General features: G+C 63.2%; 13 protein-coding genes. 12 read left to right on the plus strand and 1 reads right to left on the minus strand.

The annotated features are described in order from the left end of the window. Positions 1 to 70 precede the first annotated feature (70 nt). From AC3D25_RS07480 to AC3D25_RS07535, 12 genes are all read left to right on the plus strand, one after another. Entirely contained in the window at positions 71 to 700 is a 630-nt protein-coding gene (locus tag AC3D25_RS07480) for a tetratricopeptide repeat protein (protein ID WP_488887791.1), read from the plus strand. 104 nt (positions 701 to 804) lie between these two features. Continuing rightward, positions 805 to 1,947, plus strand: coding sequence for an outer membrane protein assembly factor BamB (bamB, locus tag AC3D25_RS07485; RefSeq protein WP_488887792.1), 1,143 nt, complete (start codon positions 805 to 807; stop codon positions 1,945 to 1,947). A 574-nt stretch (positions 1,948 to 2,521) separates the two neighbouring features. Next, entirely contained in the window at positions 2,522 to 3,859 is a 1,338-nt protein-coding gene (gene der / locus AC3D25_RS07490) for a ribosome biogenesis GTPase Der (RefSeq protein ID WP_488887793.1), read from the plus strand. 139 nt (positions 3,860 to 3,998) lie between these two features. Continuing rightward, positions 3,999 to 4,235, plus strand: a complete 237-nt coding sequence (gene hfq, locus AC3D25_RS07495) for an RNA chaperone Hfq (protein ID WP_006999489.1) — start codon at positions 3,999 to 4,001, stop codon at positions 4,233 to 4,235. A 73-nt stretch (positions 4,236 to 4,308) separates the two neighbouring features. Beyond that, positions 4,309 to 5,667, plus strand: coding sequence for a GTPase HflX (gene hflX, locus AC3D25_RS07500; protein WP_488887794.1), 1,359 nt, complete (start codon positions 4,309 to 4,311; stop codon positions 5,665 to 5,667). 48 nt (positions 5,668 to 5,715) lie between these two features. Then, positions 5,716 to 7,131 (plus strand): FtsH protease activity modulator HflK, encoded by a 1,416-nt coding sequence (hflK, locus tag AC3D25_RS07505; protein WP_488889628.1) that lies wholly within the window; start codon positions 5,716 to 5,718, stop codon positions 7,129 to 7,131. A gap of 11 nt (positions 7,132 to 7,142) precedes the next feature. Further along, positions 7,143 to 8,036, plus strand: a complete 894-nt coding sequence (gene hflC / locus AC3D25_RS07510; protein ID WP_488887795.1) for a protease modulator HflC — start codon at positions 7,143 to 7,145, stop codon at positions 8,034 to 8,036. A 48-nt stretch (positions 8,037 to 8,084) separates the two neighbouring features. Beyond that, positions 8,085 to 8,276: a DUF2065 domain-containing protein gene (locus AC3D25_RS07515; protein WP_488887796.1), complete on the plus strand. Its 192-nt coding sequence runs from the start codon at positions 8,085 to 8,087 to the stop codon at positions 8,274 to 8,276. Positions 8,277 to 8,428: 152 nt separating this feature from the next. After that, on the plus strand, positions 8,429 to 9,577 hold the full coding sequence (locus tag AC3D25_RS07520) for an ATP phosphoribosyltransferase regulatory subunit (protein ID WP_488887797.1): 1,149 nt from the start codon (positions 8,429 to 8,431) through the stop codon (positions 9,575 to 9,577). Positions 9,578 to 9,729: 152 nt separating this feature from the next. Further along, complete coding sequence (locus AC3D25_RS07525) at positions 9,730 to 11,076, plus strand: adenylosuccinate synthase (protein ID WP_488887798.1); 1,347 nt, start codon at positions 9,730 to 9,732, stop codon at positions 11,074 to 11,076. Between the two features lie 123 nt (positions 11,077 to 11,199). After that, positions 11,200 to 11,760, plus strand: coding sequence for a phosphoribosyltransferase (locus AC3D25_RS07530; protein ID WP_488887799.1), 561 nt, complete (start codon positions 11,200 to 11,202; stop codon positions 11,758 to 11,760). 283 nt (positions 11,761 to 12,043) lie between these two features. Next, positions 12,044 to 13,936: a potassium transporter Kup gene (locus AC3D25_RS07535; RefSeq protein WP_488887800.1), complete on the plus strand. Its 1,893-nt coding sequence runs from the start codon at positions 12,044 to 12,046 to the stop codon at positions 13,934 to 13,936. Between the two features lie 67 nt (positions 13,937 to 14,003). Here AC3D25_RS07535 and AC3D25_RS07540 read toward each other — a convergent pair whose 3' ends face one another. Next, positions 14,004 to 16,367: a Tex family protein gene (locus AC3D25_RS07540; protein WP_488887801.1), complete on the minus strand. Its 2,364-nt coding sequence runs from the start codon at positions 16,365 to 16,367 to the stop codon at positions 14,004 to 14,006. Positions 16,368 to 16,377 lie beyond the last annotated feature (10 nt).

Genomic DNA, 16,377 nt, shown 5'->3' on the forward strand with positions numbered 1-16,377 from the left:
GTGCCGGGCGCCGGGGCGCCCCGTTAAGTCGAACGCGCAACACATAAGGCATTGAAGGAATAGCAGGACGATGAGCTATCACGACGAACAAGAATCACTCGAAAATTTGAAAGCCTGGTGGGCCAAGTGGGGCAACGCATCGACGTGGATCGTCCTCGTCGCGCTGGTCGCCGCCGCCGGCTGGAACGGCTGGAATTACTGGCAGCGCCGGCAGGCCGGTGAAGCTGCCGTGCTCTACGATCAGGTTCAGCAGGCCGCCGCCTCGAACGACAAGGCGAAAATCGGCCGCGTCGCAGCCGACATGGAAGACAAGTTCGGCGGCACGGCCTACGCGCAGATGACCGCGCTCGTCGCGGCGCGCGCGCTGTACGCGGCGAACGACGCGGCGGGATCGAAGGCGCAACTGCAATGGGCCATCGACCACGCAAAGGACGACGAGTACAAGCAGGTCGCGAAGCTGCGTCTCGCGCTGTTGCTGCTCGACGATAAAGCCTACGACCAAGGTCTCAAGGTGCTGGCCGACGCGCCGCTGGATGCGTTCAAGGGCGTCGTGTCGGATCGCCGCGGCGACTTGCTCGCGGCACAAGGCAAGCGCGACGATGCGCGCACCGCCTACAAGGTCGCGCTCGACGCGCTGCCGAAGAGCGATACGTCCGCTCGTCAATTGGTCCAGTTCAAGCTGGACGCGCTCGGCGGCTGAATTCCAGCCCGCCACCGTGCCGCCGCGCCGGGAGTGCCTTCGAAGGCGCTCGGGCACGGCGCACGCCGATCAACCGAATTTTTTAAACCATGTTGCGTCCACCGATGACCTTTCTGAAACGCTACGCCGTGCCGCTTGCCTGTGCGATGACTGTCCTGCTGGCCGCGTGCTCATCCACGAAAGATGAACGCCGCGTGCCGACGCCGCTCGTTGAGATCAAGCCCGTTCTCAATGTCGATCAGGCCTGGAAGGCAAGCGTCGGCAAAGCCGGGCGCTATTTGTTCGCGCCGGTGGCCGTCGGCGATTTCGTCTATGCGGCGGGCGCGAGCGGCACGGTCGCCAAAATCGACGCGAAGACCGGCCAGGATGTGTGGCGCGCGAAGATGAAGGACGACCTGTCGGCGGGCGTCGGCAGCGATGGCAACCTGACCGCGGTCGCCGGCCTGAAGGGCATGGTGTATCTCCTTGGACCGGACGGCAAGGTGCTCTGGACCGCGAACGCGGCCGGCGAAATCGTGTCGCCGCCGCTCGTCGGCAACGGTCTCGTGGTCGTGCGTACCATCGACGGCAAGGTTATCGCGTTCAACGCGCAGACCGGCGAACAAAAGTGGACATTCCAGAACCGCTCGGTCCCGCTCAACCTGCGCGTCGCGGCCGGCATGACCTTCGCCGGCGATCAGGCCGTGCTGGCGGGCTTCCCGGGCGGCACATTCGCGGCCGTGAACATCCAGACGGGCGATGCGTACTGGCAATCGCCGGTGTCGTTCCCGAAGGGCGTGACGGAAGTGGAGCGGATCAACGACGTGACGGGCGCGCCCGGCCTCGTGAATTCCGAAACCTGTGCGGTGACGTTCCAGGGCCGTATCGGTTGCTTCGACGCGAATTCGGGCCGTGCAGTCTGGGAAAAGCCGTTTTCGAGCAATAGCGGCCTGGCGCAGGACGAACATGCCGTGGCGGCCGGCGACGATTGGTCGGTGGTCAACGCGTTCAGTCCGCTCGACGGCAGCGTGCTCTGGAAGAACGACAAGCTGAAGAATCGCGATGTCAGCGTGCCGTTTATTCTCGGCCGTGCCGTGGTGGTGGGCGACTTCGAGGGCTACGTGCATTTCCTGTCGGTGGATAACGGCGAGTTCGTCGGCCGCGCGAAAACCGATGGCAGCCCGATTTCGGCGCCGCCGGTGCTAGCGGGCGAGACGCTCGTCGTCCAGACGCACGACGGTGATCTGTACGGATTCCGTCCGAAGTAAGCCGCAAACGCGAAATCGTGCGAGCCGGCATTGCCGGCTCGTGCGCTTTCCCGGCGTGCTCGCGAAGCGTCATCGGGCAAGCGTTGCAGCGAATCAGCGAAACGAAGAACAGCGCACGGTTGATCGCGATTTATCGGCGCGATCGGTCTGAATTGCCCGAACTGTACGTACTCCAGGCCGCGCACCGAAGCGCGGCTAAGTATCGAACGCCAAGTGACCAAGAACGCCTCGCGACAAAGGTGCGCACTGGCGGGCGGCAAGCGGCATCGCCGGATCGATCTGGTCCGGGCGGTTCACCGTGTTGCCCCATAAAAAATCCAGCGAGGCGGAAAAATCCGCGTCGCGAAGCGAGCCGCTCCCGGGCGGTGATGCGCGCCTGATCGGCGTGAGAAGCGCTTCATGCGCCGCGCATTCGGTGAATCATTCGTGACGCTCACGATACAGCCGAACGTGCTGCGCCCCGAATCCATGCTAATTTTCGACAAACGCAGCCCGTTGCGCGGCGTTTTCCGGAGTCCGGACTTGTCCGGCTGCCCGAATCGTCCGTCTTGCGTTCAACCGTGAACAAAATCTGATGAAACCCGTAATTGCCCTCGTGGGGCGCCCCAATGTGGGGAAATCGACGCTATTTAACCGCCTGACGCGTTCACGTGACGCGCTCGTCGCCGACTTGCCCGGCCTGACCCGCGACCGCCACTACGGCGAAGGCCGGGTCGGCGATCGTCCGTATCTGGTCGTGGACACCGGCGGTTTCGAGCCGGTCGCGAAGGACGGCATCCTGCACGAAATGGCGCGCCAGACGCGCCAGGCGGTGGAAGAGGCCGACGTCGTCGTGTTCATCGTCGATGGACGCAACGGGCTCGCGCCGCAGGACAAAGCGATCGCCGATTACCTGCGCAAAACTGGCCGGCCGCTCTTTCTGGTCGTCAACAAGGCCGAAGGGATGAAGTACAGCGCGGTTGCCGCCGATTTCTACGAGCTCGGCCTGGGCGACCCGCGTGCGATTTCGGCGGCGCACGGCGACGGCGTGTCGGAGATGATCGGCGATGCGCTCGAAATCGCCTACGCCGGCCAGCCGGAAGAGGACGACGACGAAAAAGCGAAGCACGGCGTGAAAATCGCGATCGTCGGACGGCCGAACGTCGGCAAGTCGACGCTCGTGAATACGCTGATCGGCGAAGAGCGCGTGATCGCGTTCGACATGCCGGGCACGACGCGCGATTCGATCTACGTCGATTTCGAGCGCGGCGGCAAGAAATACACGCTGATCGACACGGCCGGGCTGCGTCGTCGCGGCAAGGTGTTCGAGGCGATCGAGAAGTTTTCGGTGGTGAAGACGCTGCAGTCCATTTCCGACGCGAACGTCGTGATTTTGTTGCTCGACGCGCAGCAGGACATTTCGGAGCAGGACGCGCACATCGCGGGTTTCGTGGTGGAGCAGGGCCGGGCGCTCGTGGTGGGCGTGAACAAGTGGGACGGGCTCGACTCGCATGTGCGCGAGCGCACCAAGGCCGATCTCACACGCAAGCTCAAGTTTTTGGACTTTGCTAAATTCCATTACGTCTCGGCGCTGGAAAAGACGGGTATCGGCCAGTTGATGAAATCGGTCGACGACGCCTACGCCGCCGCGATGGCCAAGCTGCCCACGCCGAAGCTGACGCGCGCGCTGATCGACGCAGTGGAATTCCAGCAGCCGCGCCGCCGCGGTCCGGTGCGTCCGAAACTGCGCTACGCACACCAGGGCGGTCAGAATCCGCCGATTATCGTCGTGCATGGGAATGCGCTCGACGCGATTACCGATACCTATAAACGTTATCTCGAAGGGCGTTTTCGTGAAACTTTCGGGCTGGCCGGGACTCCATTGCGCATAGAGTTTCGTTCGACCACGAACCCTTACGCGGACAAGGGCTGAAGCCGCGCCAACCAAGCGTTTCGCCGGGGTGGCGCGCTGGTGGGAAAACGAAAATCGGCTATAGTGTAGCGATTGTCGGCGGATCTCTTTTTCTTCGTCGGCAATCTAGTTCAACCTGCAAAATAATACGGAGTTTGCTATGAGCAACAAAGGGCAATTGTTACAAGACCCGTTTTTGAACGCACTGCGCAAAGAGCATGTGCCGGTGTCGATCTATTTGGTCAACGGCATCAAGCTTCAAGGCAATATCGAATCCTTCGATCAGTACGTCGTGTTGCTCCGTAACACGGTTACCCAGATGGTCTACAAGCACGCCATTTCCACGGTCGTGCCCGCCCGTCCGGTGAATTTCCACCCGGACGCTGAATCGTCCTAAACCTCGCTGCGGCTGGCGAATCGATATCAATAAAAAGTATTCGCCGGCCGCTTCAAAACGAAAAAACCTCAATTTGATCAACGCAGCGCTTGTTGGCGTCGACTTCGGCAAGATCGATTTCGACGCAAGTCTCGAAGAACTCAGTCTGCTCGCACAGAGTGCCGGCGCCCATCCTGCTGTCACGCTCACCGGACGCCGCTCGGCTCCCGATGCCAAGATGTTCATCGGCAGCGGCAAGGTCGAGGAATTGCGCCTTGCGTGCGAAGCGAACCACGTCGAACTCGTCATTTTCAATCACGCGCTCGCGCCTGCGCAGCAGCGCAATCTCGAAGGCGCGCTGGAGTGCCGTGTCATCGACCGGACGAGCCTGATCCTCGATATTTTCGCGCAACGCGCCCGCAGCCACGAAGGCAAGCTGCAGGTCGAACTCGCGCAGCTCCAATATCTTTCGACGCGCCTTATTCGCGCGTGGACTCACCTGGAGCGGCAAAAAGGCGGGATCGGTTTGCGCGGGCCGGGCGAAACGCAGCTCGAAACCGACCGGCGGTTGATCGGCGAACGCATCAAGGCGCTCAAGGCGCGGTTGACGAAATTGCGCCGGCAACACGGCACGCAGCGGCGCCAGCGCGAACGCAACCGCACGATGTCGGTGTCGCTGGTCGGCTACACGAACGCGGGCAAGTCCACGCTCTTTAACGCGCTCACGAAAGCACAGGCCTACGCGGCCGACCAGTTGTTCGCCACGCTCGATACCACTTCGCGCCGCGTCTATCTCGGCGAGGAAGCGGGGCATGTGGTCGTGTCGGATACGGTCGGGTTTATCCGCGAGTTGCCTCACCAACTGGTCGCGGCTTTTCGCGCGACGCTCGAGGAAACCATTCACGCCGATCTCCTGCTGCATGTCGTGGATGCGTCGAGCGCGGTGCGGCTCGACCAGATCGAGCAGGTGAACGAAGTATTGCGTGAGATCGGCGCGGACGGGATTCCGCAAGTGCTCGTCTTCAACAAGATCGACATGGTGCCTGAGCTGGCGGCCCGTGGCGACGCGGTTGAAAGGGATGAGTATGGTAATATTTCGCGCGTCTTTTTAAGCGCGCGCACGGGTCAGGGAATCGACGTGCTGCGTGCCGCAATCGCTGAAATTGCCGCGTCGGAAGTGATCGTTTCGAACGAGTACACCGAGCTTCCGGACGGGACCTTCCACTCCGAAGCCACGGGTTCCGACCTCGACGAAGACCACGAAGACCACGTAGGCGCCGCCGACGAATTGCTCGATGAAAACGACGAGCACGGCGAGCAAGACGGCGCCACAGCGGACGCATCACCGACCGACCCTGCAGCACCCACGTCCGACGACGGAACCTCGCCACCGCAAGACCAGCGGCCGGCCGAAAAAAGTGACGACCGCAAGGTCCCCGAACACGGGCACTGAACGATTCCGTTTTTGCATTGACCCGGCTGTCTAATGGTGAATCACCGAGTGAACGACTACAACGAACGGAGTAACCGGCATCACTCGCATGCCGTCTTCTCGATCAACGACCCGCGCTGGGGGCGGGGCGATGGCAATGGAGGCAATGGCGACGCCAGCAAGAACGAGCCGAAGCGTCCCCAGGACGCGAAGCGGCCTGGCGCGAAGGATGGCGAGGGACCGCCCGATCTCGACGAGATGTGGCGCGACTTCAACCGCAAGCTCGCCGGCCTGTTCGGACGCAAGCCCGGCAACGGCGGCTCGCCGCGGCCGGACAACGGCCGGGGCGCGAAGATCGGCTTCGGCATCGTCGTCGGCGTGTTGATTGCGATTTATCTTGGCAGCGGCGTGTTCGTCGTGCAGGACGGCCATGTCGGCGTGGTGTCGCAATTCGGTCGCTACAAGGCTTCGGCGGGCGAGGGCATTCACTGGCGTCTGCCGTATCCGTTCGAGAGCCACGACATCGTCAATACGTCGCAGGTGCGCTCGGTCGAAGTGGGCCGCAACAACGCGCTCACGCAGGCGAACGTTCGCGATGCGTCGCTGCTCACGCAGGATGCGGATATCGTCGATGTGCGCTTTGCCGTCCAATATCAGATCAAGACGCCGACCGATTTCCTGTTCCGCAACCTCGATCCCGAGCAGAGCGTGACGCAGGCCGGACAAGCGGCGATCCGCGAAATCGCTGGCTCGCACAGCACGGACGACTTGCTTTACAAGGATCACGAGGCGTTGCGCGCGAGCCTGGTCGAAACCATTCAGGCTTCGCTCGATACCTACAAGACGGGTCTGCAGGTCACCGGCGTGACGCTGCAGAGCGTTCAGGTGCCCGCGCAAGTGCAGTCGGCGTTCGAGGAAGCCGCGAAGGTCCGTCAGGACAACGAGCGCGCGCGCGACGGCGCGAAGACCTACGCGGATCAACTGGTGCCGCGCGCCAAGGCCGACGCCGCGCGCATGCTGGACGAGGCGAACGCGTACAGCAGTCGCGTCGTCACGCAGGCGCAAGGCGATGCCGAGCGCTTCCAGCAGGTCTACGCTGAATATTCGAAGGCTCCGGCCGTGATTCGTCAACGCATGTATCTGGACACGATGCAGCAGATCTACTCGCGCACCACGAAGGTGTACGTCGACAGCAAGTCGGCGAATAACGTGCTTTATCTGCCGCTCGACAAGCTCGTCGATGCCAACCGCCAGCGTGCCGCCGAAGCTGCGGCGGCGAGCGGAACCGCGGCCAGCGGCGCGCAGGCCGCCGTCGCGCCGGCTTCCGGCGCGACCGTGCAGCCGCAGACGCCGACTCAGGCGCAGCCGACGCCGGCCGCTCCGGCCAGCGCCGCGAACGCCGCCAGCCAGGCCGACGGCGCAAGCGATCCTTCGCGTTCGCGCGACGCGTTCCGCTCGCGGAACCGTCAAGACGACCTGCAATGAGGAACGCGACCATGAATCGAATCATCGCGCTCGTCGTAGCTGTCGTTATTGTGCTGTTCATTGGTTCGTCGATGATCTTCGTCGTCGACGAGCGTCACGCGGCGGTCGTATCCGCGCACGGCGAAGGCAATCCGGTGCTCGACGGCCCGGGCCTGCACTTCAAGCTGCCGCCGCCGTTCCAGACGCTCACGCTGATCGACACGCGCACGCTCACCATCGACGAACCGGGCTCGGACCGTTTCAACACGTCCGACAAGAACGAAGTGCTGGTGAATACGGTCATCAAGTATCGCGTGACCGATCCGCTCAAGCTGTTCGTGAGCAACGAGAAGAACACGCAGACCGCGCAGGAGCGGCTCGCCGCGCTGGCGCGCACGGCGCTCACCACTTCGTTCACGAAGCGCACGCTCAACGACGCGCTCGCGCAGCAGCAGGTGATCGCGGGCGAGGCGCTGAAGGCAATCGCGCAGCCGGCGGCGGCATTCGGCGTGGAACTGGTCGATTTGCAGTTGACGCGTATCGACTTTCCGCCCGCCGTGGCGGACGCGGTCTACAAGCGCATGATCGCCGCGCGCCAGCAGGCCGCCGCCGACGAGCGCGCGAAAGGCACGGCCGACGCCGATCAGATCAAGGCCGAGGCCGAGCGCCAGCAGGAAGCGGTTCTCGCCGACGCCTACAGCCAGGCGCAGACGATCCGCGGCGAAGGCGACGGCAAGGCCGCCGCCATTGCGGCCGACGCATATGGCCGCGATCCGCAGTTCTACCAGTTCTATCAGAGCCTCGAAGCGTATAAAAAGACGTTCAAGCCGGGCGACGTGATCGTGGTCGACCCGTCGAGCGACTTCTTCCGCTTCATGCGCAGCCCGAACGGCGGCGCGGACGCCGCGCCCGCGCAAAAGCGCTGACCTACCGAGCCCCGAGCGCCGCGGCGATACCGCGGCGCCTTCATTCGTATGGACATGGCTGCATCGTTACTGCTCGCGCTTGCGCTGATGCTCATCATCGAAGGGATGTTTCCGTTCATGTTCCCGACGGCGTGGCGCGACACGTTCCGGCGGATCGCCGAGCGGCCGACGGCCCAGATCCGCATCGGCGGGCTGATCGCGATGGTGCTCGGGCTCGTGCTGCTCTGGATCGCAACCTGATCGAAACCTGACTGCAAGCTGAAAGCCGCGCCGCCCGAGCGCGCCGCCCAACCCGTTCGCCGCGCGCCGCTTTTTCGCCTATCTTTTCCCTTATCGCCGCGCATTTCGCTTTTTTGGCACGCATTGCGCGCAACGCCCGTAGGAACGCATTGATGTCCACCTGGTTACTTCCCGAGAATATCGCCGACGTTTTGCCGTCGGAAGCGCGCAAGATCGAAGAACTGCGCCGGCGCCTGCTCGACCGGTTCCGCTCGTATGGCTACGAGCTCGTGATGCCGCCGATGCTGGAATATCTCGAATCGCTGCTGACGAGCGGCGGGAGCGATCTGAATCTGCGCACGTTCAAGCTCGTCGATCAACTGTCCGGCCGCACGCTCGGCCTGCGCGCGGACATTACGCCGCAGGTTTCGCGGATCGACGCGCATTTGCTGAACCGGCAGGGCGTGACGCGTCTCTGCTACGCGGGCAACGTGCTGCACACGCGCCCGCGCGGCCTGCACGCGACGCGCGAGCAAATCCAGATTGGCGCGGAAATTTACGGTCATGCCGGGCTCGAAGCCGATCTCGAAATTCAGCAACTGATGCTCGATTCGTTGCGCCTCGCCGGTCTCACGAAGGTTCGGCTCGACTTGTGCCACGCGGGCGTGCTCAAGGCGCTGCTCGATCTGGAACCGGCGGCGGCGTCGCTCGGCGAAGCGCTGTACGACGCGCTCGCGAGCAAGGACGTGCCGCGTCTGACCGAACTCACCGCCCATCTCGGCGATGTACCGCGTCAGGCGTTGCGCGCGCTGCCGTCGTTGTATGGCGACGCATCGGTCGTCGACGAAGCGCGCAGCCGTCTGCCGAATTTGCCGGCCATCGCGCGTGCGCTCGACGAACTCGCGTTCCTCGCCGCGCACGCGAGCGGCGCGGAACTGATGATCGATCTCGCCGATTTGCGCGGCTACGCGTACCACAGCGGCGTGATGTTCTCGGCCTATGTGGACGGCGTGCCGAACGCGGTCGCGCGCGGCGGCCGTTACGACGACGTGGGTCTCGCCTACGGCCGCGCGCGTCCGGCGACCGGCTTTTCGCTGGATCTGCGCGAAGTCGCGCGTATTTCGCCGGTCGATGCACGCGGCAGTGCGATTCTCGCGCCGTGGCGCCACGACGAACCGCTGCTCGCCGCTGTCGCCAAGTTGCGCGACGCGGGCGAAGTCGTGATTCAGGCGCTGCCCGGTCACGACCACGATCTCGACGAATTCGCCTTCGATCGCGTACTCAGCGAGCGCGACGGCGTGTGGATCGTCGAGCCGCGATAGCCGCTTACGGCAACAATTTTTGTTCAATATCATTGATCGGCAACGGTTTTTTACGACTGATCCGATCGACTCGCGTTCGCAAATACCCGGAAAAACTCGGAACCTTCGGCGAACATAGGTAAAATACGTTTTTAACCAGCTAACAAATTGACATGTCTGCCAGCGCAGTGAATGTGAACCCGGGACGCAACGTCGTCGTGGTGGGCACCCAGTGGGGTGATGAAGGCAAGGGCAAGATCGTCGACTGGCTGACGGACCACGCCCAGGGCGTCGTTCGCTTCCAGGGCGGTCACAACGCCGGCCACACGCTCATCATCGGCGGCAAGAAAACCATCTTGCGCCTGATCCCCTCGGGCATCATGCGTGCGGGCACGGCGTGCTATATCGGCAATGGCGTCGTGCTGTCGCCGGAAGCGCTGTTCAAGGAAATCGGCGAACTGGAAGCGGCGGGTATCGACGTCCAGAAACGCCTGTTCATTTCCGAAGCGGCCACGCTGATTCTGCCGTACCACGTCGCCATCGACCAGGCGCGCGAGGCGCGTCGCGGCGCGGGCAAGATCGGTACGACAGGGCGCGGTATCGGCCCGGCGTATGAAGACAAGGTCGGTCGCCGCGGCTTGCGCGTGCAGGATCTGTTCGACGCGCCGTTGTTCGCCGAACGTCTGCGTGAAACCCTCGATTTCCACAACTTCGTGCTGACCCAGTATCTGGGCGCGGCCGCGGTCGATTATCAGGAAACGCTCGACACGATGCTCGGCTACGCCGACCGTCTCGCGCCGATGGTGACCGACGTTTCGCGCCGTTTGTACGACGAAAACCACGCGGGCCGCAATCTGTTGTTCGAAGGTGCGCAAGGCACGCTGCTCGACATCGACCACGGAACATATCCGTATGTCACGTCGAGCAACTGCGTCGCGGGCGCGGCGACGGCGGGCGCGGGCGTGGGTCCGCAAAAGCTGAACTACATTCTTGGCATTACGAAGGCATACTGCACGCGCGTCGGCGCGGGCCCGTTCCCGAGCGAACTGTACGACGCCGATAACGCCGCGCGTCAGGAGCAGGTCGGCCTGACGCTGGCAACGGTCGGCAAGGAGTTCGGCTCGGTGACCGGCCGTCCGCGCCGCACCGGCTGGCTCGACGCGGCCGCGCTGCGCCGCTCCATCCAGATCAACGGTATTTCGGGCCTGTGCATGACGAAGCTCGATGTGCTCGACGGCCTCGAAGAAGTGAAGCTGTGCGTCGGTTATAAGCTCGATGGCAAGTCGGTCGATATCCTGCCGCGCGGTGCGTCGGAAGTGACGCGTTGCGAGCCGGTGTACGAAACGTTCGGCGGCTGGAAGGAAAGCACCATCGGCATCACGCAATGGGACAGCCTGCCGGAAAACGCGCGCGCCTATCTGACGCGCGTGCAGGAAGTGGCGGGCGTGCCGATCGACATGGTGTCGACTGGCCCGGATCGCGACGAAACCATCCTGCTGCGTCATCCGTTCAAGGTTTGAGTTGTGATGGTCCGCAGCGCCTGATGCGTTGGACCTGATACTTGACCGCATCAAAAAATGTGGCCGCACCGTAGCGGCCACATTTCGTATCCAACCGCAGTACGTATTTGAAAGAGCCTCACCATGATCGCGATGACGGACCCGCGCAACGACGAAAAAAACCTCTGGGTCGGCTGGGATGAATATCACCGGCTGATCGAACTGCTCGCGCTCGCGGTGCACGATTCGGGCTGGAAATTCGACAAGATTCTGTGCCTGGCGCGCGGCGGTTTGCGCGTCGGCGACCAGCTTTCGCGTATTTACGACCTGCCGCTCGCGATTCTCGCGACGAGTTCGTATCGCGAGGCGGCGGGCACCGAGCAGGGCGCGCTGGATATCGCGCAGTACATCACGATGACGCGCGGCGATCTGTCGGGCAACGTCCTGCTCGTGGACGATCTGGTGGATTCGGGCGTGACGCTCGCGCGCGTGCAGGAGCATCTGAAGGAACGGTATCCGGCGATCTCGGCGGTGCGCTCGGCGGTGCTCTGGTACAAGGCGTGCTCGAAAGTGAAGCCCGACTATCACGTCCAGTTCCTGGAGACGAATCCGTGGATTCACCAGCCGTTCGAAGAGTGGGACACCGTGCGTCCGCACAACCTAGGCGCGTGGATCAAGCGCGGCATGCAGAACGGCCGCGCGTAGTCGAACCGCTTCAACACGCTCCACCTAGCATCCGAACGAACGCCGTTCGCCCGCGCCGCAAGGCGTGAGCGAGCGGCGTTTGTCATGGGCGGCCGGTTTGCGTCGGCGTCCGTGCTGGCCGTATGAAGCGAAAGCTTCACCCATGCACCTCCGGTCGCGGGCCGCAATGCTAAACTGCCTTTTCGCGGCTCTCGTGGCGCCATCGCAACATGCGAACCGGTGGCTATGCGTGACGTTAGAATGGCGTTCGTTTTTTCCGCCCTAAACGGATCACTCCGCGTTTATGACTAACATGACTCACGCGCAAGAGCGCAAGCAGCCTCTTCCCGCGCTTGCGCTGGCCGCGATCGGCGTAGTGTTCGGCGACATCGGAACGAGTCCGTTGTATGCGCTCAAAGAGGCGTTCAGTCCGTCGCACGGCATCGGCCTGTCGGAATCGTCCATTCTCGGCGTCATTTCCCTGCTGTTCTGGGCGATCGTGATCGTGGTCGCCGTCAAATATGTGCTGTTCGTGATGCGCGCCGATAACAACGGCGAAGGCGGCGTTCTCGCGCTGATGACGCTTGCGCTGCGCACGTTCAAGGACGCGGGCCGCGCGACCGGCATCCTGATGATGCTCGGCATCTTCGGTGCGTGCATGTTCTACGGCGACGCCGTCATCACGCCGGCGATGTCCGTGCTCTCGGCCGTCGAAGGTCTTGAAATCGCGACGCCCAAGCTCGCGCCGTTCGTCCTGCCGATCACCATGGTGATCCTCGTCATGCTGTTCTGGATTCAGCGGCGCGGGACCGCCGTGGTGGGCCGCCTATTCGGGCCGATCATGCTCGTGTGGTTCGCGACGCTTGCCGTGCTGGGCGCGTATCACATCGTGCTGGAGCCACGCGTGATCATCGCGTTGAACCCGTACTACGCGTTCTCATTCATGGCCGATCACGTGTTGCAGGCGTATATCGTGCTCGGCTCGGTCGTGCTGGTGCTGACGGGCGCGGAAGCGCTCTACGCCGACATGGGCCATTTCGGCGTGAAGCCGATCCGCTGCGGCTGGTACGGCCTCGTGATGCCGTCGCTCCTGCTCAACTATTTCGGCCAGGGCGCGCTCTTGATGCATACGCCGTCCGCCATCGAAAGTCCGTTCTTCCTGATGGCGCCCGAGTGGGCGCTGCTGCCGCTCGTGATTCTCTCGACGGTCGCCACGGTGATCGCGTCGCAGGCCGTGATTTCCGGCGCTTATTCGCTGACGAGCCAGGCCATCCAGCTCGGCTACGTGCCGCGCATGAAGATCCTGCATACGTCGGAACTGGCGATCGGCCAGATCTATATTCCGCTCGTGAACTGGATGCTGCTCTTCATCATCTTGTGCATCGTGCTCGGGTTCAAGAGCTCGGAAAATCTCGCGGCGGCGTATGGGCTCGCCGTCACCGCGACCATGCTCGTCACCACTATTCTCGCGTCGGTCGTGATGACCAAGCTGTGGGGCTGGAACAAGGCGCTGGTGGGCTGCATCATCGGCGTGTTCTTTACGGTGGATATCGGCTTCTTCGGGGCGAGCTTGCTGAAGATCGAGCAGGGCGGGTGGCTGCCGCTCGGGATCGGCGGCGCGCTCTTTTTCCTGCTGATGACGTGGTACAAGGGCCGCATGATCGTGAAGGACCGGACCGCCGCCGACGGTATTCCGCTGATGCCGTTCCTGCAAGGGTTGCTCGCGCATCCGCCGCATCGCGTGTCCGGCACGGCGATCTACCTCACGGGCAGCGATTCGCTCGTGCCGGTCAGTCTCTTGCACAATTTGAAGCACAACAAAGTGCTGCACGAACGCACGATTTTCCTCAACTTCGTCACGCGCGACGTGCCGTATATCGACGACGAATCGCGCGTCGAGGTGAAGGATGTCGGCGGCGGATTGTTCCTCGTCAAGGCGGCCTACGGCTTCAACGAAACGCCGGATGTGAAGGCGACGCTGCAGCAGGTCGGCCGGTCGCACGACATGACGTTCGAGTTGATGGACACATCGTTTTTCATGGCGCGCGAAACGGTCGTGCCGACACAATTGCCGGGCATGTCGGTGTGGCGCGAACGCGTGTTTGCGTGGATGCACCAGAACGCCGCGAAGCCGACCGATTTCTTCAGCATTCCGGCGAACCGGGTGGTCGAACTGGGAACGAAGATCGAGATTTGAGCCGCGCTTGCCGAACGGCGAGGCGCATGAAAAAACCCCACGCGTTTTGTTCGCGTGGGGTTTTTTATTACTTCTTCAGCTTCGCGAAGGCCGCGGCCATCGCGCCGGCCGCTTCCGGCTCGCGTGAACGCTGGCCGCGAACGTCGCGGCCACTTCCACCACCGCCACCACCGCCACCGCCGCCGCCGCCGCCGCCGCGGCGCTCAGTCTGGCCGCCTGCCGACGCGTCGCCCGCGGGCGCGAAATCATCGTCGAGACGCATGGTGAGCGCGATCCGTTGACGCTTCACGTCCGTTTCCAGCACCTTGACCTTCACGACCTGTCCCGCCTTCACGACTTCGTGCGGGTCCTTGATGAACTTGGTGGACATCGCGGACACATGCACGAGACCGTCCTGATGCACGCCGATATCGACGAACGCGCCGAACGCGGCCACGTTCGTGACGACACCTTCGAGCACCATGCCGGGCGTCAGATCGGAGATCTTTTCGACGCCGTCGCGGAACGTCGCGGTCTTGAATTCCGGCCGCGGATCGCGGCCCGGTTTCTCGAGTTCGGCAAGAATGTCGCGCACGGTAGGCAGACCGAAACGGTCATCGACGAATTCCGCCGGCGACAGGCCCGATAAGGTCTCGCGCTTGCCCAGCACGTCGGCGACGTGCTTCTTGATCTTCGCCAGAATGCGCTCGACGACCGGATACGCTTCCGGGTGAACCGACGAACGATCCAGCGGATTGTCGCCATTGTTGATCCGCAGAAAGCCCGCCGCCTGCTCGAACGTCTTGTCGCCTAAGCGCGGCACCTTTTTCAGTTGCTCGCGGGACGCGAACGGACCGTTGGCATCGCGGAATTCGACGATATTGCGCGCGAGCGTCGCGTTTAAGCCCGACACGCGGGCGAGCAGCGCGACCGAGGCCGTATTCGCGTCGACGCCGACGGCATTCACGCAATCTTCCACCACAGCGTCGAGCGAACGCGCGAGTTCGCGCTGATTCACGTCGTGCTGATACTGGCCGACGCCGATCGCCTTCGGATCGATTTTCACGAGTTCGGCGAGCGGGTCCTGCAAGCGCCGCGCGATCGATACCGCGCCGCGCAGCGTCACGTCGAGGTCCGGAAATTCCTTCGCCGCGATTTCGGAGGCCGAGTACACCGACGCACCCGCCTCGGACACGACGATTTTCTGCAGCTTGAGTTCGGGATGACGCGCGATCAGTTCGCTTGCGAGCTTGTCGGTCTCGCGCGACGCCGTGCCGTTGCCGATACTGATCAGTTCGGCCTGCGTCTGCGCGGCGAGCCGTGCGAGCTTCGCGAGCGAGCCTTCCCAGTCGCGGCGCGGCTCGTGCGGGAAAATCGCGTCGGTCGCGAGCACCTTGCCGGTACGATCGACGACGGCCACTTTCACGCCGGTGCGCAGCCCCGGATCGAGCCCGATCACGGCTTTCGGGCCAGCCGGCGCGGCGAGCAGCAGGTCTTTCAGATTGCGCGCGAACACGCGGATGGCTTCCGCTTCGGCCTCGTCGCGCAGTTGCGTGAGCAGATCGTTCTCGATATTCGGCTGCACCTTCACGCGCCAGCACCAGCGGCAGACGTCGGAGAGCCATTTATCGGCCGGACGGCCTTGATTCGCGATGCCGAAATGATGCGCGATCATCGCTTCGCCCGGATGCGGCACTTGCGCGTCGAGTTCTTCGCCGAGTCCGAGCTTGACCATCAGCACGCCCGCGTTCCGGCCACGGAACAATGCCAGCGCGCGATGCGACGGCACGGTTCGGATGGTTTCCGAGTACTCGTAGTAATCGCGGAATTTCTCGCCTTCCTCGCTCTGCTTGCCGTCGATCACCGTCGAGATCACGCTGCCTTGTTTAAACAGGTAATCGCGCAGTTTGCCGAGGATTTCGGCGGTTTCGCCGAACTGCTCGCTCAGGATATCGCGCGCGCCGTCGAGCGCGGCCTTGTTATCCGCGACACCTTTTTCGGCGTCCACGAATTTCGCGGCTTCGATTTGCGGATCGAGCGTGGGATTGGCGAGCAGCGCGTCGGCGAGCGGCTGAAGACCCGCCTCGCGTGCGATCTGCGCGCGCGTGCGGCGCTTCGGCTTATAGGGCAGATACAGATCTTCGAGCACCTGCTTGCTGTCCGCGCCTTCGATCGCCGTGCGCAGTTCGTCGCTCAGCTTGCCCTGTTCGTCGATACTTTGAATGATGGTGGCGCGGCGTTCTTCCAGTTCGCGCAGATAGAGCAGGCGTTCTTCGAGATTGCGCAGTTGCGTGTCGTCGAGATCGCCGGTCACTTCCTTGCGGTAGCGGGCGATGAACGGCACGGTCGAGCCTTCGTCGAGAAGTTGCACGGCGGCGGCGACCTGGCGCGGCTGCACGGCCAGTTCGGTGGCGATGCGCTGTACGATCTTGAGTGCTACGGTTTGCGTCATGGGTTTTCGC

It is taken from the genome of Caballeronia sp. SL1002 (assembly GCF_057814995.1).